This is a genomic window from Cupriavidus sp. KB_39, assembly GCF_052114485.1.
Classification (GTDB): Bacteria; Pseudomonadota; Gammaproteobacteria; order Burkholderiales; family Burkholderiaceae; genus Cupriavidus.
This window is the reverse complement of record NZ_JBFREV010000032.1, coordinates 68406-88646: the sequence shown is the minus strand read 5'-3', so window position 1 is coordinate 88646 and position 20241 is coordinate 68406. Positions and strand designations below refer to the sequence as shown.

General features: G+C 64.5%; 18 protein-coding genes and 2 pseudogenes. 16 read left to right on the top strand and 4 right to left on the bottom strand.

Going from position 1 to position 20241, the window contains the following annotated elements; translation table 11 throughout:
• The 5 genes from AB4Z27_RS21795 to AB4Z27_RS21775 all read left to right on the top strand — a co-directional run.
• On the top strand, positions 1-531 hold a 531-nt coding region (locus tag AB4Z27_RS21795), incomplete at its 5' end, for an efflux RND transporter periplasmic adaptor subunit (protein WP_441645248.1).
• A complete protein-coding gene (locus tag AB4Z27_RS21790; RefSeq protein ID WP_092300478.1) occupies positions 531-2135 on the top strand; it encodes a DHA2 family efflux MFS transporter permease subunit in 1605 nt (534 codons plus the stop codon). The genes AB4Z27_RS21795 and AB4Z27_RS21790, both read left to right, overlap by 1 nt.
• Before the next feature lie 126 nt (positions 2136-2261).
• Positions 2262-3353 (top strand): catalase family peroxidase, encoded by a 1092-nt coding sequence (locus AB4Z27_RS21785; RefSeq protein WP_441645247.1) that lies wholly within the window; start codon positions 2262-2264, stop codon positions 3351-3353.
• Positions 3350-3892: a cytochrome b gene (locus AB4Z27_RS21780; protein ID WP_441593041.1), complete on the top strand. Its 543-nt coding sequence runs from the start codon at positions 3350-3352 to the stop codon at positions 3890-3892. Before AB4Z27_RS21785 ends, AB4Z27_RS21780 begins: the two co-directional genes overlap by 4 nt.
• A 74-nt stretch (positions 3893-3966) precedes the next feature.
• Positions 3967-5139 carry a chloride channel protein gene (locus AB4Z27_RS21775; RefSeq protein ID WP_441645246.1) on the top strand — a complete coding sequence of 391 codons (1173 nt, stop codon included), beginning with the start codon at positions 3967-3969 and terminating at the stop codon, positions 5137-5139.
• A 50-nt stretch (positions 5140-5189) separates the two neighbouring features.
• Here the strand turns inward: AB4Z27_RS21775 and AB4Z27_RS21770 are convergent, their stop codons facing one another.
• Complete coding sequence (locus AB4Z27_RS21770; RefSeq protein ID WP_092300469.1) at positions 5190-5663, bottom strand: YaiI/YqxD family protein; 474 nt, start codon at positions 5661-5663, stop codon at positions 5190-5192.
• Between the two features lie 193 nt (positions 5664-5856).
• Here AB4Z27_RS21770 and AB4Z27_RS21765 point away from each other — a divergent pair, with 193 nt between their 5' ends.
• A complete protein-coding gene (locus AB4Z27_RS21765) occupies positions 5857-6066 on the top strand; it encodes a hypothetical protein (protein ID WP_092300466.1) in 210 nt (69 codons plus the stop codon).
• A 24-nt stretch (positions 6067-6090) separates the two neighbouring features.
• Here AB4Z27_RS21765 and AB4Z27_RS21760 read toward each other — a convergent pair whose 3' ends face one another.
• Positions 6091-7062, bottom strand: coding sequence for an SDR family NAD(P)-dependent oxidoreductase (locus AB4Z27_RS21760; protein WP_441645245.1), 972 nt, complete (start codon positions 7060-7062; stop codon positions 6091-6093).
• Positions 7063-7135: 73 nt separating this feature from the next.
• Between AB4Z27_RS21760 and AB4Z27_RS21755 the strand changes: the two genes are divergently transcribed.
• The 7 genes from AB4Z27_RS21755 to phaZ all read left to right on the top strand — a co-directional run bounded on the left by AB4Z27_RS21755 (position 7136) and on the right by phaZ (position 14242).
• Positions 7136-7552: a MerR family transcriptional regulator gene (locus tag AB4Z27_RS21755; protein WP_092300460.1), complete on the top strand. Its 417-nt coding sequence runs from the start codon at positions 7136-7138 to the stop codon at positions 7550-7552.
• Positions 7549-8547: an AraC family transcriptional regulator gene (locus AB4Z27_RS21750; protein ID WP_092300457.1), complete on the top strand. Its 999-nt coding sequence runs from the start codon at positions 7549-7551 to the stop codon at positions 8545-8547. Before AB4Z27_RS21755 ends, AB4Z27_RS21750 begins: the two co-directional genes overlap by 4 nt.
• Before the next feature lie 267 nt (positions 8548-8814).
• Entirely contained in the window at positions 8815-10608 is a 1794-nt protein-coding gene (locus AB4Z27_RS21745) for an acyl-CoA dehydrogenase (RefSeq protein ID WP_441645244.1), read from the top strand.
• 40 nt (positions 10609-10648) lie between these two features.
• Entirely contained in the window at positions 10649-11113 is a 465-nt protein-coding gene (locus AB4Z27_RS21740) for a MaoC family dehydratase (RefSeq protein ID WP_441645243.1), read from the top strand.
• Between the two features lie 11 nt (positions 11114-11124).
• Positions 11125-12843, top strand: a complete 1719-nt coding sequence (locus tag AB4Z27_RS21735) for an alpha/beta fold hydrolase (RefSeq protein WP_441645242.1) — start codon at positions 11125-11127, stop codon at positions 12841-12843.
• Positions 12844-12903: 60 nt separating this feature from the next.
• On the top strand, positions 12904-13329 hold the full coding sequence (locus tag AB4Z27_RS21730) for a hypothetical protein (protein WP_092300747.1): 426 nt from the start codon (positions 12904-12906) through the stop codon (positions 13327-13329).
• 70 nt (positions 13330-13399) lie between these two features.
• A complete protein-coding gene (gene phaZ, locus AB4Z27_RS21725) occupies positions 13400-14242 on the top strand; it encodes a poly(3-hydroxyalkanoate) depolymerase (RefSeq protein WP_092300448.1) in 843 nt (280 codons plus the stop codon).
• A 53-nt stretch (positions 14243-14295) separates the two neighbouring features.
• On the opposite strand, the gene AB4Z27_RS21720 is transcribed toward phaZ, so the two are convergent.
• Together AB4Z27_RS21720 and AB4Z27_RS21715 are read right to left on the bottom strand one after the other, a co-directional pair.
• Positions 14296-15456 carry a porin gene (locus AB4Z27_RS21720; protein ID WP_441645241.1) on the bottom strand — a complete coding sequence of 387 codons (1161 nt, stop codon included), beginning with the start codon at positions 15454-15456 and terminating at the stop codon, positions 14296-14298.
• A gap of 84 nt (positions 15457-15540) precedes the next feature.
• Complete coding sequence (locus AB4Z27_RS21715; protein WP_092300442.1) at positions 15541-16872, bottom strand: MFS transporter; 1332 nt, start codon at positions 16870-16872, stop codon at positions 15541-15543.
• A gap of 303 nt (positions 16873-17175) precedes the next feature.
• On the opposite strand from AB4Z27_RS21715, the gene AB4Z27_RS21710 reads away from it, so the two are divergent.
• From AB4Z27_RS21710 to AB4Z27_RS21700, 3 genes and pseudogenes are all read left to right on the top strand, one after another.
• Positions 17176-17667: a GNAT family N-acetyltransferase gene (locus tag AB4Z27_RS21710; protein WP_441645240.1), complete on the top strand. Its 492-nt coding sequence runs from the start codon at positions 17176-17178 to the stop codon at positions 17665-17667.
• A 51-nt stretch (positions 17668-17718) separates the two neighbouring features.
• A pseudogene (locus tag AB4Z27_RS21705) lies at positions 17719-18903 on the top strand (ISNCY family transposase); the annotation flags it as partial.
• Positions 18904-19179: 276 nt separating this feature from the next.
• A pseudogene (locus tag AB4Z27_RS21700) lies at positions 19180-19738 on the top strand (helix-turn-helix domain-containing protein); the annotation flags it as partial.
• Positions 19739-20241 lie beyond the last annotated feature (503 nt).

Below are 20241 nucleotides of genomic sequence, written 5' to 3'. Positions count from 1 at the left end.
CTGCTCGCCGCGCAGCGCCAACTGGATGTGATCGGCACGCAGAAGCAGCAGGCGCAGGCCGCGCTGGCGCAGGCGATTGCCGAGCGGGACATCGCCAAACTGAACCTGAGCTATACGGAACTGCGCGCGCCCGTGGATGGCACCGTGGGCAACCGGCGCGCCCGCGTGGGCGCTTTTGCCGGCGCCGGCAGCCAGTTGCTGGCCATCGTGCCGGCGGGCGGGCTGTGGGTCGACGCCAATTTCAAGGAGGGGCAGCTCGCGCATATGCGCCCCGGCATGCCGGTGGAGATCGAGGCCGACGTGGTGCCCGGCCGCGTCTTCCATGGCCACGTGGTAAGCCTGGCGCCCGCCACCGGCGCGCAGTTCAGCGTATTGCCGCCGGAGAACGCCACCGGCAACTTCACCAAGATCGTCCAGCGCGTGCCCGTGCGGGTGCAACTGGATGAGCAGGATGCCCGGCTTGGCGTGCTGCGCCCGGGCCTCTCGGTCATCGCGCAGGTCAATACGCTGCCGCCGAAGCAGGTGCAGTGATGACGGCCGCCAGCCTGACCAGCCCGCCGCGCGCCGTGGCGGAGACGCCTCCGGGCGAGATGTCCACCGCCGCCAAGGTGTTTGCCTTCGGCACGATGTGCGTGGGCATGTTCATCGCCTTGCTGGACATCCAGATCGTCTCCGCGTCGCTGCGCGATATCGGCGGCGCGCTCTCCGCCGGGACCGACGAGACCGTCTGGGTGCAAACCAGCTACCTGATCGCCGAGATCATCGTCATTCCGCTGTCGGGCTGGCTCTCGCGCGTGATGTCGACGCGCTGGCTGTTCGCCGCCTCCGCAGCCGGCTTCACCGTGACCAGCCTGCTGTGCGGCATGGCGTGGGACATCCAGAGCATGATCGCGTTCCGCGCGCTGCAGGGCTTCCTGGGCGGCTCGATGATCCCGATGGTGTTCACCACGGCCTTCGCGTTTTTCAGCGGGCCGCAGCGCGTGATCGCCGCCGCCACGGTCGGCGCGCTGGCCTCGCTGGCGCCGACGTTGGGACCGACGGTTGGCGGCTGGATCACCGATCATTTCTCCTGGCACTGGCTGTTCTTCATCAACCTGGTGCCGGGCATCTTCGTCACCGTGGCGGTGCCGCTGCTGGTCAAGGTCGACCGGCCCAACTGGTCGCTGGTGCGCGGGGCGGACTACCTCGGCATGGGGCTGATGGCGTTGTTCCTGGGTTGCCTCGAATACACGCTGGAAGAAGGGCCGCGCTGGGATTGGTTCGGCGATGACGTGATCCTGGCCACGGCCTGGATCTCCGGTCTGGCGGGCGTGGCCTTCATCTGGCGCTCGCTGACCTATGCGAATCCGGTGGTGGACCTGCGCGCGCTCAAGGAGCGCAACTTCGCACTCGGCTGCTTCTTCTCCTTCGTCACAGGCATTGGCATCTTCGCCACCATCTACCTGACGCCGCTGTTCCTGGGGCGCGTGCGCGGCTTCAGCGCGCTCGATATCGGACTGGCGGTGTTCTCCACGGGCGTGTTCCAGATGGCGTCGATCCCGCTCTATGCCTTCCTGGCGAACCGGGTGGACCTGCGCTGGCTGATGATGTTCGGGCTGGCGATGTTCGGCATCTCGATGTGGTACTTCGCGCCCATCACGCACGACTGGGGATCGGCAGAGCTGCTGCTGCCGCAGGCGCTGCGTGGCATGGCGCAGCAGTTTGCGGTGGCGCCGACGGTCACGCTGACGCTCGGCAGCCTGCCGCCGGAACGGCTCAAGCTGGCGTCGGGGCTATTCAACCTGATGCGAAACCTCGGCGGCGCCATCGGCATTGCGGCGTGCGCCACGGTGCTCAACGATCGCGGAAACATGCACTTCCTGCGCGAGGCGGAGCATCTGAACATCCGCAATGAGGCGATGGGCAACCTGCTGCAGAGCGTTGCCGAGCGGTTCATGGCAGCCGGCCACGACGCCCTCGATGCGCAGACGGCAGCACTGCGGCAACTATGGGGGCTGGCCTGGCGCGAGGCGCAGACGCAGACCTTTGGCGACATCTACCTGATGATTCTGGTGTGCTTCGCCATTGCCACGGCGATGGTGCCGCTGATGCGCAAGGTGGCCGCCCCCAAGGCGCCGTCGGCGGATGCGCATTAAGAGGCGCCTGCCCGCGCATCAGTGTGCAGATCGGACAATAGGTTGCCCGCGCCAAACGGGCACCACTGGCGTATCGACAAGTATTGGTCTTCACTGCCCTAGGGGCCGGTACAACGAGGATCGAATATGGACGAAGACTCCAGCAAGCTTGGCGCCGCCGCCGTGGCAATCCGGCTGGGCACCATCGGCGCAGTCATCCTCTGCATTGCAGGCGGTTTCGCCTATGCCGGCGGATGGCTGATGCCCGGGAGATTGACCCAGGGCAAGGTGATTGACGGCTTCGAGGCCGTCAACGGCAGGCACATCGGCTTCCGGCGCAACCACGCCAAGGGGCTGTGCGCAACCGGATGGTTCGACAGCACGGGCGCGGGCACGGCGTTCAGCAAGGCCGATGTGCTGGCGCCGGGGCGCGTGCCCGTGACCGGGCGCTTCGCCTTTGCGGGGGGCATGCCTTTCATCCCGGATGCGCCGACCCTGGTGCGCAGCCTCGCCCTGCAGTTCAACCCCCGGGGCGGRGAGGARTGGCGAACCGCGATGATCGACATTCCGGTCTTCCCGTTCGCCAACGTGCAGGCGTTCTACGATCAGATGATCGCTTCGGTTCCCGATCAGCRGACCGGCAAGCCAGACCCCGAGAAGATGAAGRCGTTCGCCGCGACGCATCCAGAGTTCGGGTCAGCCATCGCCATCGTGAGCAAGCGTGCGGTGTCTTCTGGCTTTGCAAACGACACCTACAACGGACTCGACACCTTCCTCTTCGTCAACAAGGCAGGCGTCGCCATACCGGTGCGGTGGTCCGCCGTTCCTGTGCGAGCGTTCGCGCCGGCCGGTCCCCCATCGCACAACGATCCCAACTACCTCTTCGATGGCCTGATTGCCGATGCCGCCCAACAGCCATTGCAGTGGAAGATGGTGGTCACCATTGGCCACCCCACCGATCCGGTCAGYCCCAACGTTCCCTGGCCCGACGACCGAACGCGCGTGGAGGTGGGCACCGTGACGCTCGACCACCTGACGGCGGAAGAGCGCGGCACCTGCACTGACATCAATTTCGATCCGACCGTGCTGCCCGCCGGCATGCGCACGTCGGCGGATGCAATCCCGAGCGCCCGCTCGGCTGCGTACGCGAAATCGTTCACGCTGCGGCAACGCGAGCGCACCGCCAAGCCACCCAGTGCCGTCACAGAAGCCGAAGTCCAGGCAGGAGGTCGATCATGAAATCCAGTGTCCGTGATTTCTCGCTGCCTTCCCGCATCCTGCACTGGGCGATGGCGGTGCTCATCCTTGCGATGCTGTTCATCGGGATTGGCATGGTGGCGACGGTGTCCTCGCGGTATCTGGCGCTGTTGTCGCTGCACAAGGCGATTGGCATCGGCATCCTGTTGCTGGCGCTGATTCGTGTCTGCAACCGGCTGTTGAGCCGGCCGCCGGTATTGCCGCAGTCGATGCCCCGGCTGCARCGCGTGGCGGCCAAGACATCGCATGTGGTGCTGTACGGCTTGATGCTCGCCATGCCCTTGATCGGATGGGGCATGCTCTCGGCGGGCGGCTATCCGGTGGTGCTGGCCGGCGCGGTGCAACTGCCGCCCATCTTGCCGCACAGCGCTCATCTCTATGCGTTCTTGCGGGAGACACACACTGTAGGCGCGTTCTTGCTGCTCGCCGTCCTCTTGCTTCACATCGCGGCCGCGCTGTACCACGGCATGATCCGGCGTGACGGCGTGCTGGCATCGATGACGACAGGCACCGCACGGTAGTGCGCGACACCGCCGCGATAGGGCGCCTGCTCCTCGCTGGCACGCTCACGGCAGTRGGTGCAGGCCTGGGCGGGATGGCACTGGCGTTGCTACTCCATGCGATCCAGCATCTGGCCTATCACTACAGCCTTTCTCACGTGGTGAGCAGTGAGAGTTTCCTGGCCGGCGTGGAGAGCGCCACGCCGCACCGGAGGCTGGCGGTGGCGATGGGCGCGGGCGTTGTGGCGGGCGTCGGCTGGTTCGCCCTCTATCGCTATGGACGCCCGCTGGTCAGCATCAAACGTGCTGTCGACGAAGGCGCGCCCATGCCGCCCGGGTCGACCATTGTCCACGCGCTGCTTCAGATCGTCACCGTTGCCATGGGTTCTCCGCTGGGCCGCGAAGTGGCGCCGCGCGAGATCGGCGCACTGATTGCCTCGCGCCTCGCTGCGGTCTTCGCGCTACCGGCGGAACAACGGACCTGGATCGTGGCCGCCGGCGCAGGAGCCGGGCTGGCTGCGGTCTACGGCGTGCCGCTGGCCGGCGCGGTCTTCACCCTCGAAGTCCTGCTCGGCACGTTTAACCCGAGCGCGGCGGCCTTGGCGCTGTTCATGTCCGCGCTGGCGGCGCTCATCGCGTCCCTCGGGCTCGGTTCGGGCGTGCAATACGCTGTTCCTACGCTATCGCTCAACCATTGGCTCACGGTGTGGGCGCTCCTGTTCGGGCCGATCTTCGGTGTCGCCGGCTTTGCATTCAGGCGGGCGACTGCCACTGCCCGCGCCCACGCGCCGCGCGGCGTGCTGCTGCCCGTGCTCTGCATGCTGAGCTTTACGGTGCTGGGGCTCCTGAGCATGCGTTTTCCGGAATTGCTGGGCAACGGCAAGGGCCCGGCGCAGCTCGGATTCCAGGGCGAGATGGCGCTGSGCATGGCCTGCACGCTGCTCGCACTCAAGGTGATCGTCATCTGCGCATCGTTGCGCGCGGGGGCCATCGGCGGCCTGTTGACGCCCGGGCTTGCGTGCGGAGCGCTGCTTGCGATTGCGTGCAGCGCGCTGTGGAATGCCGCCTTGCCCGGCGTTTCGGCAAGCGCCTGCGCGATTGTCGGCGGGGCGGCATTCCTCGCTACGTCGATGCGCATGCCCCTGACGGCCATCGTTCTGGTGGCGGAGTTCACCGGTTTGCCCCAAGCGCTGGTGCCGGCGGTCCTGCTCGCGGTGGCGGGATCGGTCGGCGCGGCGCGGCTCTGCGCGCGGCTGCCCGCGCCATAGTTGGGCGCGACGGTAACGTCGGGAAGCCAGTAACAGGGGAGGTGGCTCGCCTAAGGGTTCCGGGCGCCCCCGCCCGATGGCACCTGGCGTGCCAGGAATCGATCGAGCTGGCCAGCGAACGCCTTGCTGTCCTGTGCCGAGTACGGTGCCGGCCCGCCGGTATCGATGCCTGAGGCGCGGAGCTGATCCATCACATCGCGCATTGTCAGTCGCTCCTGGATATTCTCGCGACTGAACCAGCTTCCCCGAGGGTCGAGCACGTGAGCGCCCTTGTCCAAAGCCGCGGCGGCCAGAGGGATATCCGCCGTAATCACGAGGTCACCGCTGCAGGCCAGTTCAACGATACGGTTGTCGGCGGCATCGAACCCCGCCGGCACCTGGATCGTCTTGATAAAACGGGACGGCGGCGTGCGCATGTACTGGTTTGCCACCAGCGTGACGCACACTTCGACACGCTGCGCGGCTCGATACAGCATTTCCTTGACGACAACCGGGCAGGCGTCTGCGTCAACCAGTACTTGCATTGGGGGTTCCAATTAGGGGGTGGGAGCGGGCATGGTACCGCCTGCGGGGGCCGTCCGCGTGCGCAAGCGCAAAATTGTGCATGCATCGTTAACGGGTGGCCCTTGAGTAGGCAAGGCCTGAGCCCCATAATGCCAGCGCCTTACCTGTAGGGCGCTGGCGGAGCAGCCCGGCGCTCGCAACCGGAACCTAACCATGATCGACTACATAGCGAACCTGATCCGCTCCTACGGCCTCACCATCGTCAAGGTGCTGGTTGTCCTGATTTGCGGCGGCTGGCTGATGGGCGCACTCCGCGCCGAGGCGGGCGGCGCGCTATCGAACGCAATCATCGTCGCAATGGTGATTGTCGTGGCTTGGATCGTCCGCCTGGACGTGAAGGCCGCTGCTGCCAAACGGCGTTAATCGGACCTGCCACCGTAGCAAGCTTTACCCGATTCTTTCGCCCACCAGTTCTTCGCTTTTAGCCCAGAGCGCCTTGGCTGTTTGCGGATTGAAGGCATGGGGGCTGGCGCCGTCCACGAAACTGCCGTCCGAGGAAGGCTCGACGACATGGCAATTCTCGCAATAACGTCCCCCGACGTCTTCTGCCGATGCGACGACGCCAGCCCAGACCGAAGTCGCCGCTCCCTGAGGAATGCTCTTCCAGCGGATGGTCGCCTTACCTTCGGCCGCCAGCTGGGCGTTCAGCGCCTCAATTCGTTCTTGGATCATGACCGGATCTACGTAACGCCCCAGCTCTGTCTGGATGGTGCCGGGGTGGACCGCCGTCGCGCGCACGCCGCGCGCCTTGTTGCGTCGATCGAATTCGACGGCGAACAGGACGTTGGCGGTCTTGGACTGCGAATAGGCTAGTCCTTCGGAATAGGGCTTGTGTTCAAAGTTCGGATCCTCCAGATCGACGTCTGCGACCCGATGCGACGAGGACGCGAGCATGACCAGTCGCGCGCCAGCCGGCATGAGCGTTGCGATCCGGTTGACCAATGCGAAATGGCCAAGGTGGTTCGTGCCGAACTGCATCTCGAAGCCGTCTACGGTGCGTCCAAACGGCGTTGCCATCACTCCCGCATTGGCAATGACCAGATCGAAAGGTTTTCCTGCTGCAAGGAGCGTATCGGCGCAGCGCCGGACGCTCGAAAGGGAAGCCAGGTCCATCTCCACGATTTCGAATTGCCCATTGCCGCCGCTGGCCGCCGCGCGAACGTCGGTAGTCGCCGCCTCGGCCTTCCTCAGATCTCGTGCCGCACCCACCACTTCAGCGCCGTGCGCCACGAGGGATCGCGCAGTCTCGACGCCCAGTCCGGCGGATACACCCGTGACCAGCACCCGTTTCCCCTTGAGGTCGATCCCGGCCAGCACATCGTTTGCTGTCGATTTCCAACCAAGCGAGCCGTTTGACATATGTTTTTCCACAGGTCGTTGAAGATGCGTACACTCTAAGTGTGTACTGCACTACATAGTCAATAGACCGATCATGATGATTTCGGAGTTTTCCCACATCACGGGACTGTCGCGGGAGACGGTGCGCTTCTACGTACGGCTCGGGCTTTTCCGGCCGACAACAAGCGGCAAGGGAGGGCGACGTCCCTATCAGCTTTTCACCGACGAGGATCGCCGGGCCGCCGAGGTGGTCCGGGTGGGGCAGTCCCTCGGCCTATCGCTCAAGGAAATCGCCGCCCTGGATACCGAGCGCCGAGAAACCGGCTTCTCTCCGGATCGCAGGACCGAAATCCTGAAGGGACAACTTGCCGGACTCGAAGCGAAGGCGGCGGAACTGGACTCGATGATCCGCTTCGTACGCGCGAAGATCGATTGGGTGGCGGCAGGCGGGCGGGGCTCTCACCCGGACCTGGGATCCTGCGGATGTGACACTGCCGGCTCCCTCACTTGACAGGCCTGTCCGCTACCGTCCCGATATCCGTCGTCAACGGCTTCCTGTCGGGCGCGGATCCGGCTGCTATCGCGCGGCTTGCCGAACGCTCGGGTATTGCGCATGAACTGCTGCAACAACCCGCCGCGCGGGTCACCCAGGAACAGTTCGCCACGCTCTATCGGCTGCTGGCGATGGAGCTTGATGATGAAATGCCTGGCATCTTCAGCCGTCCGCTGCGTAATGGCGTGCTGAAGTTCCTGGGTCTCAGCCTGCTAGACGCGCCAAGGCTGGAGGTAGCCCTGCATCGTTTTGGCCAGTTCTTCCACCTGATCCTTGATGAATTTCGTCTGACGTTACGGCGTGAGGGTGGGGAGGGGTATGTCGARCTGGTGGCGAACCCGGATGGCCCGGGCGTGAGCGTGCTGGGCTGCGAACTGATGCTGAAGCTGGTGCATGGGATGGCCTCGTGGCTCATCCGCCATAGAATCGTGCTSAATGGTGCCGAGTTCGCCTTTCCGCACCCGCCGCAGAGCAGCGATCATCTCTATCTGTTTCCAGGCCCGGTCCGCTTTGACTGCGCACGCACGCAGATCAGTTTCGATGCGGCCTACCTTGACTTGCCGGTCAGGCAACGCAAGCCGGACCTCGAAACATTTCTTGCACGCGCGCCTGAAGACTGGATATTCGTCGCSTTCGCCGAGCAGTTGACCTGCCACCGCGTGCGCCAGCACCTTGCCGAATGCCTGCCTGCGTCGCCGACCATCGATGCGGTCGCGCAGGCACTCCAYCACTCCGTGCGCACCTTGTGCCGGCGYCTGTCGGCCGAAGGCACGACGTTCCAGGCCATCAAGGACGAGGTGCGGCGCGATCTTGCCATCCAGCGCCTGACGCGCTCCGAAGATCCCATTGCCGCGATTGCCTACGACGTAGGCTTCGACAATCCCACCGCCTTCCATCGGGCGTTCCGGCACTGGACGGGCAGTACCCCCAACGCCTACCGTCGCCCGCTCTGATCCGTCGACTGGCGCCGGCTGGCGTCGATCGAAGCAGACTGTCAATCCTGGCCGTCGACTAACAAATCCTGCCACTTCAGGCGACGCTCACGCCGTCTGCCGGGTGCGTGCGCGGCTTCGAGGCCGAAAGCGGCACGATTTGTCAGCGAATGGGCCAGTTCGGGTAATCGGCTTTGCGGTGCCGGACATTACGATCACTCCGTCAATGTCGCAGCGCAGCAGGCCACCGAGCCGCGGGCGCTGCATCTCAAGATAAAGAGGCACGAGATGAGCTATAGCGCACCCACCAAGGACATGCTGTTTGTTATCCGGGATCTGGCCGGACTGACAAAGATTGCCACGCTTCCCGGTTTCGAGGACGCCACCCCGGAGACGGTCGAGGCGGTTCTCGATGAGGCCGCGAAATTCCACGGCGAGGTCCTGGCGCCGCTGAACGTGGCAGGGGACAGGGCCCCGAGCAGTTGGCACGACGGYGAAGTGCGGACCACGGCCGGCTTCAAGGAGGCGTTTCGCCAGTTCGGSGAAGGCGGCTGGCAAGGYGTGGTCCATCCGACCGAATTCGGCGGACAGGGATTGCCCAAGCTGGTCGCCACGCCATGCATCGAGATGATGAACGCGGCAAACATGTCCTTCGCGCTGTGTCCGCTGCTGACCGACGGCGCCATCGAGGCACTGCTCACGGCGGGCTCCGACGAACTGCAGCAGCGCTACCTGCCGCGCCTGATCGCAGGCGAATGGACCGGGACGATGAACCTCACCGAGCCGCAGGCCGGCTCCGACCTCGCGCTGGTGCGCTCGCGTGCCGTGCGTCAGGCGGACGGCGCCTACAAGGTATCGGGCACCAAGATCTTCATCACGTACGGCGAGCACGACATGGCCGAGAACATCGTGCATCTGGTGCTGGCACGCACGCCGGACGCACCCGAAGGCGTGAAGGGCATCTCGCTGTTCCTGGTGCCGAAGTTCCTCGTCAACGATGACGGCTCGCTGGGGGCGCGCAACGATGTCCAGTGCGTGTCGATCGAGCACAAGCTCGGCATCAAGGCCAGCCCGACCGCCGTGCTTCAGTTCGGCGATCACGGCGGCGCCACCGGCTACCTGATCGGGGAAGAGAACCGCGGCCTGGAATACATGTTCGTCATGATGAATTCGGCGCGCTTTGGCGTGGGCGTGCAGGGCATCGCGATTTCGGATCGCGCATACCAGCAGGCCGTCGCCTACGCGAAGGATCGCGTGCAGAGCCGCCCGGTGGACGGCACGGCAAAGGAACCCGTCCCGATCATCCGGCACCCCGACGTTCGCCGCATGCTGACCGAAATGCGGGCGCTGACCGAAGGCGCACGGGCGCTCGCGCTGGTGGCGGCCGGCTACTCGGACATCGCGCACGCCGCTGCCGATCCCGAGACGCGCGCGCAACATGCCGCGGTCTACGAATACCTCGTGCCCGTCATCAAGGGATGGAGCACGGAGATGTCGCTGGAGGTCACCAGCCTCGGCGTGCAGGTGCACGGCGGCATGGGCTTTATCGAGGAAACGGGTGCGGCGCAACACTACCGCGATGCGCGCATCCTGCCGATCTATGAAGGCACCACCGCCATCCAGGCCAACGATCTGATTGGCCGCAAGACCGTGCGCGACGGCGGCGCCACCGCACGGGCCATCCTCGCGCAGATCGACGACACGCTTGTCGCGCTCGCGGAACGTGGCGCCAATGCGGCATGCAGCGCAATGTACAAGCGTCTGAGCGCGGCGCACACCGCACTGGCGAACGTCATCGAGTTCGTCGTCGCGAAAACGCGTACCGATGCCAACGCCGTGTTCGGTGCCAGCGTGGCCTACCTGAAGCTGGCTGGCATTGTGCTGACCGGATGGCAGATGGCGCGGGCGCTCATCGTTGCCATCGAGAAGCATCACGAGGACGAGGCCTTCTACGGCGCCAAGATCGCCACCGCGGCGTTCTTTGCCAACCATATCCTGGTGCGCGCGCCGGCCATGGAAGCGGCGATCACCAGTGTCGCCGGCACGGACGGATTCCTKGCCTTGAACGACGCGCAGTTCTGACGCAGTCAGACCAGACCCMGACACATTGAAGGACAGCAGCATGAAAATCGACGGTTACAGCATGGCGACGCTTGGCGCGTTCGTCGGCCAGGAGTTGGGCGTATCGGAMTGGGTCGAGATCGATCAGGCGCGCATCGATGCATTTGCAGACTGCACGGACGACCACCAGTGGATCCACGTGGACGTGGACCGGGCGGGTCGCGAAAGCCCGTTTGGCGGCACCGTCGCGCACGGGTTCCTCACGCTTTCCCTGCTGGGCGGCCAGCTGACCCGCATGGGCATCGTCCCGGTCGATGCGAAAGCGGCCGTGAACTGCGGGCTGGAGAAAACGCGCTTCCTGACGCCGGTGAGGGCCGGCGCCCGGGTGCGCAATCGTGTGAAGCTGCTCGCGGCAGAGGACAAAGGCGAAGGCCGCATCATGCTGAGGACGGAGAACACCATGGAGATCGAGGGCCAGGCCCGGCCGGCTCTGGTCGCCGAGTCGCTGGCATTGCTGGTGGCCTGAGGAGAGAAACCATGGAAATGACGAAGCAACGTGCAGGCAAGGCCGGCAAGCCAACCAAGGCCAATCGGCCGGCCTTGCCCGACAGCGGTGGCGCCATCGCCGCCGTCCCCAATCCCTTTGTGGGCCTGCGCCCGGAGGATCTGGCTTCCACCGCCCACCAGATCGGCACGCAATGCGTTCAGGAGCCCGCGCTGCTGCTGGAACAGCAGACGCAACTGGCGCATGACCTGCTGCGCGTGCTCGCCGGCACGGCCAGTGCCCCGCCAGCCCGCGACCGTCGCTTTGCGGACCGGGAGTGGCATGACAACCCGCTGTTCCGCATGCCGCTGCAGGGCTACCTTGCGTGGCGGGATGCCGCGGCCGGCTTTGTCAGCCGCTCTGTCATGGATGCACGCAGCAAGGARCGCGCGCASTTCTTCACATCACTCGTTTTCGAYGCSCTGGCGCCGACCAATATGCTGTTRGGCAACCCGGCGGCGCTCAGGGAGACGTTCGAATCGGGCGGTCTCAGCCTGCTCTCCGGGATGACCAACCTGCTGACCGATGCCCTGACCAATCAGGGCATGCCTTCCCAGGTCGACAAGGGCGCGTTTCGTGTTGGCAAGGATCTGGCCAAGACACCGGGAACGGTGGTTTTCCGCAATGACATACTCGAACTGATCCAGTACACGCCCGTCACGGCCAAAGTCCACGCTCGCCCGCAGCTTATCGTGCCGCCCCAGGTCAACAAGTTCTATGTGTTCGACCTCGCTTCGGGCAAGAGCATCGTCGAGTACCTGGTGGGGCAGGAATTCCAGGTGTTCATGGTGAGCTGGCGCAATCCGACTGCCGCGCAGCGCGAGTGGAATCTCRACACCTACGTGGCGGCGCTGATCGAAGCGATCCATGCCATCCGCGATATCACCGRCAGTGATGATGTGAACCTGCATGGCGCYTGCGCCGGCGCGATGACAATGGCGGCGCTGATGGGCTATTGCGCAAGCCGTGGCGAGAAACTGGTRCATGCCGCCACGCTGATGGTGTCCGTCTTCGGCCTGGACGAGCAGTCTCAGCTAGGCCTGTTCGCCACGCCGGAGGCCGTTACCACCGCGCGGCAAAGCAGCCAGGCGAGGGGTGTGCTCGACGGCGAGGAACTGGGCCGGGTATTCGCATGGATGCGGCCCAATGATCTGGTGTGGAACTACTGGGTCAACAACTACCTGCTTGGCAAGGCGCCGCCGGCGTTTGATGTCCTGTACTGGAATAACGACACGACGCGGCTGCCCGCAGGATTCCATTGCCAGTTGCTCGACATCCTCTCGGACAACCTGCTTGCCACCCCCGGCGCGCTGACGGTGCTGGGCGAGCCCATCGATCTGTCGAAGGTCGCCTGCGACAAGTTCGTGTTGGCCGGCGTCACCGACCATATCACCCCGTGGCAGGGCGTGTACCGCGCCGCACGTGCCTTTGGCGGACAGACCGAATTCGTCCTGAGCTCCAGCGGCCACATTCAAAGCCTGATCAACCCGCCCGGCAACGCGAAGGCGAAGTTCTTCGTGAACGGCGACGATACGTCCGACCCGCAAGCCTGGCTGGACGGCGCCGAGGCCACGTCCGATTCGTGGTGGAACCACTGGAGCCAGTGGCTGAAGCAGCGGTCCGGCCCGAAGCGCAACGCACCCTTGGCGCCTGGCAACGCACGCCACGCACCGTGCGGCGAAGCCCCCGGACGCTACGTGATCGAAGCCTGACGCCCGGCCATGTCGCAGTGTTCCCAGTTTTTCAACGCAACCTGAATGGAGACCATGAAGATGGAATCGACCAACACCGCGGGCGCGTTCGCCCCGCACAAGAAGCTGTTTGACTTCGTCAAACACAACCGCCTTGACCCGGTGGCGATCCTGGAGTCCCGTCGCAAGGACATCGAGGCGCTGGCCGGCGTCAATCTCGCGCTGCTGAGCGGCCTGCAATCGCTGGTCCGTCTGCAGGCCGAGTACCTGAGTGGCACCGCAGCCGATCTGCAGTCGCTCGGCACGCCGAAGCAGGGCGATGACGCCAAGGCTTCGGCTGTGCGCGTGACCGACCTGCTGCCGCTCAGCCTGAACAAGGCCGTGACCGGTCTGCGCGGCCTGACCGACACCGTGTACAAGACGCAAGCCGACAGCTTTGCCGTGGTCGGCAAGCGTTTCGCGGAGAACGTGGAAGAAGTGAAGAGCATCCTGCGCCCCAAGCCGTAACCCCCGCGGCACGGCCTCCCCGGGCCGTGCCGTCCCGCCCGCTTCAGGGCAATGCATCCAGGACGACTTGATGACAATAAACGGTGCCAGCGTTGAATCTGGCCACAAGATGGCAATCCGGACCGTAGACCTGGATGGACAGGTGCTGCGGGTCGGCATCCGGCCCGGCAACGATGCGGGGCCGCCGCTCCTCATGTTCAACGGTATCGGCGCCAATCTCGAACTCGTCGAACCGTTCGTCGATGCGCTCGAGGGTGTCGAAGTGATCATCTTCGATGTCCCCGGCGCTGGCGGTTCTCCCGCGCCGCTGCTTCCCTATCGTCTGTCCAACCTGTGCGTGCTCGCCGACAAACTGCTTGGCCATCTCGGCTATGAAGGGCAGGTCGACGTGCTCGGCGTTTCCTGGGGCGGGGCGCTCGCGCAGGAGTTCGCGCATCTCTACCCGATGCGCTGCCGGCGCCTTGTGCTGGCGGCAACGTCGCCCGGCGTGATCATGGTGCCGGGTAGCGTGTCGGTCCTCTCGAAGATGATCGGCGCGCGCCGCTATAACGACCCGGACTACCTGCGGCGCGTGGGCGCCGATATCTATGGCGGTGCCTTCCGCGACGATCCCGGATTGCTGGAAGCGCACGGCCGGCATATGCATCCGCCGCGCGGCCGCGGCTATGTGTACCAGTTGCTGGCGGCATGGGGATGGAGCAGCCTGTTGTGGCTCGGCGCTCTGGGCCAGCCCACGCTGGTCATGCACGGCTCCGACGATCCCATCGTGCCCCTGGTCAATGCCAGGATCCTCGCTTCGCGCATTCGACATGCAGCGCTCCACATCTTCGACGATGGACACCTCTTTCTCCTGACTCGCGTCAGCGAAGCAGCAACGGTGGTGCTGCGTTTCCTGCGTCAGCCTCAGGCCTGACGCAGTGGCCCCCCCCGGAATCCGGGAGGCCACCTTTGTCAGATTCGCTTTAGTCAGAATTTGTGACGCAGGCCTACGGCTGCACCGATCATCGTGCTCTGCCCGTTGCCAAGGGCATAGCTGTTGCCCAGCGACAGGCTGTTGGCGTAGACGGTTGCCAGCGATTCGAGCATCAGGCCGGCGTTCCTGGCGAACGCCGTGGTCACATAGACATCGGTACGCTTCGAGAACGCGTAGTTCGCGACGAAGGCGATCTGCCATGGGTTGGCCACTTGCGTGTTGCCGTACAGACTCTTCACGTTGTCGTAGTTGTATTCGAGCGTGAGGCCCACGGCAGGGGAGACCTGGTAGATCGCACCGATCCAGTAGAAATCGTCACGCTGAAACATAACGTCCGCCGCATTCGTGTTTCGACCCCAGCGATAACCGCCCATGATCCTGGCCGGGCCGTAGGCGTAGCTGGCGCCGACCACGGCCTTCCTGACGGTGCCACTGCTCGTATCGATGGTCGGATTCCACTGGTCGTAGCCGATGGTGAGGCCAATCGGACCCGCTTCATACGCCACGGCAGCCCCGTAGGCGGAGTCGCGCCGAAACTGGCCAGGCACCTCGCCATTGCCACCAATCGGCGTYGCGATGCCGACCGTCGCGGGCAGGGCCACCCCGACGCCAAAGGACCAGTGTGCAATTGCCTTCACCGGGCCAAACTGGCCGCTGTACTTGAKGGTGTTGTCTTCGCGGAAATTCGGGCCCGATTGCAGGATGATGGGCTCGTACTGCGTGGCATAGGCGGTCGGCGAGTAATTCGCGAGCATCTCGAACATCGAGGTGTACTGGCGGCCAAAACTGACCTGGCCATAAGAACTCTGCAGGCCCACCAACGCCTGGCGGCCGAACAGGCGGCCACTTTGCTGCGAGGTGCCGGTCTCCAGATTGAAGCCGCTTTCCAGGACAAAGATGGATTTCAAGCCACTACCGAGGTCTTCAACACCACGCAGGCCCCAACGCGACCCGGCCAGTCCGCCCGAGGTCATACGGGCGACGTCATGGGATGGCCCGCGATTGAACTGATTGAACGCCGTAGGTACAACGCCCAGGTGATTGACATACTCGACGTTCACATCCGCCACACCGTAGAGCGTGACGCTAGACTGCGCAAATGCCGCCCCAGAACACAGGGGCAGCGATGCGATGGCGATGTTCTTCAGTTTCACCCCGGTCTCCTCCCATCATCTTGCATGGAGATGCGACGTCGGACCCTCCCATGGCACTCATCATAGGAGAGTTGGGGAGGGCGGTCAGGTCTGTGCCTGCGAGGCGCGCTCGGTCTCGATGCGACGCAGGTCGGCGGCGTAGTACTTGCGCCCGATCGCGAAACACAATGTGGCGCACAGGCCGGCCAGCGGAATGATCTGCAGGGCGCCAAGCAAACCGATTCTGTCGGCGAGCAGTCCCGTCACAAAGGGACCGGGCGCMAGGCCCAGCAGGTTGTTGGCGAGCGTGAGCGTGGCGAAGGCCGTCGCGTGAATGCTGGGATGCGTGAGGTTGGCCACCACGGCGCTCGCCGGTCCGGCCGTACCGCCGACCAGTAGCATGCCGGCAAAGATCAGGACCATTTGCGTCGTGCCCGCCGGCGTGTGGAAGGCCGCCACGAGCAGCACGCAGCTGGTGGTGCTGTAGGCAATGGCCATCAGCCACTTGCGGGTCGGGGCATTGCGGGCGGCCCAGTCGGTCAGCGCACCGCAGGCAATCATGCCTGCGCCGGCCGCCAGCACGAAGCCTGCGGCTGTCAGGCCTGCACGGTCCGTCGCCATGCCGTAGTAGCGTGACAGGTAGCTCGGCATCCACGCAAGCAGGGCGCCCGTGACCAGCAACTGCATGGCGCTGCCGACATAGGTACAAAGAATCGAAGGGGCCGAGAACAGGGCRGATACCAGGGGCCGCAAAGCCAGGCGTTTGGGTGCTCCCGCGTCGCCCTTGTCCTCGCCAATCCGCGCGCGCTGCGCCTTCAGGCGCGGTTCCGTCACCACGAAGCGAAACACGGCTACGAGTATCAGGCCGAAGATGGCCATCGCGGCGAACGCCCAGCGCCACCCGAGATGAGCGGCGAGGGTGCCGCCCAGGGCCATTCCCAGCACCGATCCGAACGGGCCGCCGGCRATGAACGCGGCGCTCAGGCTGGAGCGCAAGCGGCGGGGRAATACCGACAGCACCATGGCAATGCCCACGCTGCCATAGGCGGCTTCGCCGACGCCCACGCACAGTCGGGCGATGAACATTTCGCCGAAGTTCGTCGCCACGGCACAGCCGAGCGTAGCGAGGCTCCACAAGCCGGCCATCAGCATAAGGCTCTTGACCCGGCCCCAGCGGTCCGCGAGGACAGACAGTGGCAATGTCAGGATACCCACCATCAGCGCAACAATGCCGCCGAGCGCGCCGAGTTCCGTATCGGTCAGCGCCCATTCCTGCTTCAGTAGCGGAAATACGGCATTGAGCACCTGGCGCGACATGTAGTCTGACAGCAGCAGACCAAAGCCCAGCGCGAACACTACCCACGAGTAGTAGTGGAGTCCGACTGGCCTGACTGGATCTGCTGCCATGGTCGGAAATGTGGAACGTTGTTCGAGCATGAATACCTCAGAAGGATCACTTTGACGACTCCCGGCCACTTGAGCCGAGGCGCTGACGCGTCCTTCCATGGCGCTTGCCAACGTCCGGTCGCAACGGAAGCAAGTATCTAGAATCAGTTGCGTACGGTTTGACCGTTCGGGACATGCATTTTGCTTTTCGGGATAGTCCGGGAAAACCTGAGGGCCCGGATGCCGTGTCCGGTGGTCCGACGCCGACTTCGGCGAACTGCACCGGGTCASCTAGTATGAAATGCGACGAGGCGAATGCATCGAACTCGTCTTTTCCCTAACGACACGGTTGCCATGCAAGACAAGCCTGACACAACAACATTCGTGCCGTTCAGCGTGTTGCTGCGCGATGGACGGGAGGTGCTGGTTCGGGAGATTGCCGAAGACGACAGGGCTGGCCTGCTGGCGGCGTTCGACAGACTTTCCGCCGACGCGCGTTACACGAGATTCATGGCCGCCATGCAACAGCTACCCGAAGCCATGCTCGAGCACGCAACGCATCCGTCGCCGGAGTGCGAGCTTGCCCTGGTGGCAGTAGCCACCAAAGGCAAGGGCCCGTCTATTGTGGGGGGCGTGCGCTATGCCGCGGCGCCCGGCAACGATACCTGCGAGTTTGCGGTCACGATCGTCGATGACTGGCATGGGCTTGGCCTTGCCAGCCGACTGCTGAGCACGCTAATCGACACCGCTCGCCGCCGCGGTTACCGATCCATGGAAGGCTATGTCCTGTCGATGTTGGCCGTTATTAGTAATGTCACCTTTGCGACGAATAGAGATGTCACCTGAGGCTGCCTCCCCGTACGCTCCGAGTTTCGTCGGGCGCTTTGGGAGGCAGCCATGCACAGACAAGGATTGGTGACCATGAGCATGCGCGAAGTTGACCGCATGAAGGTGATCCAGGCTGTGGCCGATGGGCACCTTGCGCGCTGGCGGGCAGCCGAACGTCTGGGCGTCAGTGCCCGGCATGTCAGACGGCTGGTCTTGCGGCTCCTGGAGGACGGGCCAAGCGGGCTGGTATCGCGCAAGCGCGGACGTTCCAGCAATCGCCAGTTGCCTCCCGGCCTGGAATCTCGTGTCCGCGGCCTCGTCCGCGACAGCTACGCCGACTTTGGGCCGACCCTGGCCGCCGAGAAGCTGCGCGAGCGCCACGGCATTGATATCTCCTCYGCGTGCGTCCGCCGGATCATGATCGACGCCGGCTTCTGGGTGCCGAGGAAGCTGCGCCCGCCCAAGGTCCACCAGCCGAGGAACCGCCGCGCCTGCCTGGGCGAGCTGGTGCAGATCGATGGCAGCGATCATCACTGGTTCGAGGACCGGGCGGCGGCGTGCACGCTGCTGGTCTACGTCGACGACGCCACCGGCCGGCTGATGCAGCTGCTGTTCGTGCCGACCGAATCGACGCCAGCCTACTTTGCCGCCACCCGGGCCTATATCGAACGGCACGGCAAGCCGATGGCGTTCTATTCCGACAAGGCTGGCGTCTTCCGCGTCAACCGACAGGAGAATGCCGAAGGCCGCGGCTATACSCAGTTCGGGCGCGCCCTCTTCGAGCTGAACATCGACATCCTGTGCGCCAACACGAGCCAGGCCAAGGGCCGCGTCGAGCGAATGAACGGCACGCTGCAGGACCGGTTGGTCAAGGAATTGCGGCTGCGGGAGATTTCCAGCATGGAAGCCGCCAACGCCTACGCGCCGGCCTTCATGGCTGACTTCAACGCGCGCTTCGCCAAGGTGCCGCGCAGCGACTTCGATGCCCATCGGCCGCTGCGCGGTGACGAGGACCTGGAACGGATCTTCAGCTGGCGCGAATGGCGCAAGGTCTCGCAGAGCCTCACACTGCAGTATGCGAAGGTCATGTACCTGATCGAGGACCTGCCTGAACATCGCCGGCTGATCCACCGCTATATCGAGGTGGCGGAGTACCCCGATGGCCGGGTCGAGCTATGGGCCGATGGCGCTGCCCTGCCCTACACCACCTATGACCGGTTGCCGGAGGTGGATCAGGGCGCGATCGTGGGGAACGCGCCATCGCGGGAACGGAATGTCCCACCCTGCTCCCGGCTCAGGCGCCATCGGCCAGCGCCACCGCCTTACGGGCACCCCACAAAAAACATCCCACCCCGCACAAAAAGCACGCCCGGACTGACATTTCTATTTAGCGGAAGACCCGACCTTTCAGAACCGCCTAGACAAGGGATGTCACGGCCAAGTTGTAATGTCGTATCTGGGCCAGATTCAAATGTCGTACCCCCAGGGCGTGTCAAGCTGCCAGCTTTCGTAGGCTGCCGGAGCAACACCATGGGACGACCGGATACGATCACCATGAGCATGCGGGAACTGGATCGCTGCAAAGTCATCAAGGCCGTCGTGCGAGACGGCCTGATGGTCTGGCGCGCCGCTGAGAAGCTTGGCATCAGCCGCCGCCAGGTCGAGCGGCTGGCGCAGCGCTACCGGCAAGACGGCCCGCAGGGCTTGGTGTCCCGCCGCTGGGGACAGTCCGGCCACAACCAACTATCGCCGGGGCTCGAATCCCGGGCCCGCGGCCTGATCCGCGACAGCTACGCCGACTTCGGACCCACGCTAGCTGCCGAAGCTGCGGGAGCGCCATGGGATCGACCTGGCCAAGGAGACGGTGCGGCGGATCATGATCGACGCCGGCTTCTGGGTGCCGAGGAAGCTGCGCCCGCCCAAGGTCCACCAGCCGCACAACCGCCGGGCCTGCCTGGGCGAGCTGGTGCAGATCGACGGCAGCGATCACGCGTGGTTCGAGGACCGGGCGCCGGCGTGCACGCTGCTGGTGTTTGTCGACGACGCCACCGTCCGGCTAATGGAGCTGCTGTTCACGACGGCAAGTACACCAACTCGCTCGCCTTCTTCAGCCGCTTGCAGTCCGTCCTCGAAAGCGTAGTGAAGCTGAGATTCGCGCTTGGTTGGCAAGCCGGACTGGCTGACAATCGGCCAGGAAATCACAACAAGTGCTCCGTGCGAGGATCTGTGAACCCAGTCAGGCAGCTCGCTTCTGWAGCGAATAATTCGGCGAACGCCTCCASCCGAGTCCTTGGTAGCGGTGACCTCCCAAGCCCTGACTCGCGTGTGAAAACGAGGTGACTGCGACCATMGTGGCGAMAAACCATTTTGAGAAGCGCATCTGGATATGTAGGATTGATTTAGATGGAACTGTTGCGGCGGCAAATCCAAGCGGCCTCCTGGAGGTCTTATTCTTTTTGAAGTGTCGCGGGATGGCTCGATTTGTTCCAGATTCGTTGAGAGGCGTTGTTGCGCGGCCTCAGCCCTGGTGGCGCCCGCTGCAGTCGGCGCGATCCAGCAGCAACCGGCAGCTTTACGCTCAGCCCCTACCTG

Bases quoted from the DNA above. Each gene is read 5' to 3' on its own strand.
- AB4Z27_RS21755 (WP_092300460.1), top strand. From the start codon at position 7,136: ATGATGATTTCGGAGTTTTCCCACATCACGGGACTGTCGCGGGAGACG.
- AB4Z27_RS21760 (WP_441645245.1), bottom strand. From the start codon at position 7,062: ATGTCAAACGGCTCGCTTGGTTGGAAATCGACAGCAAACGATGTGCTG.
- AB4Z27_RS21765 (WP_092300466.1), top strand. From the start codon at position 5,857: ATGATCGACTACATAGCGAACCTGATCCGCTCCTACGGCCTCACCATC.
- AB4Z27_RS21730 (WP_092300747.1), top strand. From the start codon at position 12,904: ATGGAATCGACCAACACCGCGGGCGCGTTCGCCCCGCACAAGAAGCTG.
- AB4Z27_RS21710 (WP_441645240.1), top strand. From the start codon at position 17,176: ATGCAAGACAAGCCTGACACAACAACATTCGTGCCGTTCAGCGTGTTG.
- AB4Z27_RS21790 (WP_092300478.1), top strand. From the start codon at position 531: ATGACGGCCGCCAGCCTGACCAGCCCGCCGCGCGCCGTGGCGGAGACG.
- AB4Z27_RS21770 (WP_092300469.1), bottom strand. From the start codon at position 5,663: ATGCAAGTACTGGTTGACGCAGACGCCTGCCCGGTTGTCGTCAAGGAA.
- phaZ (WP_092300448.1), top strand. From the start codon at position 13,400: ATGACAATAAACGGTGCCAGCGTTGAATCTGGCCACAAGATGGCAATC.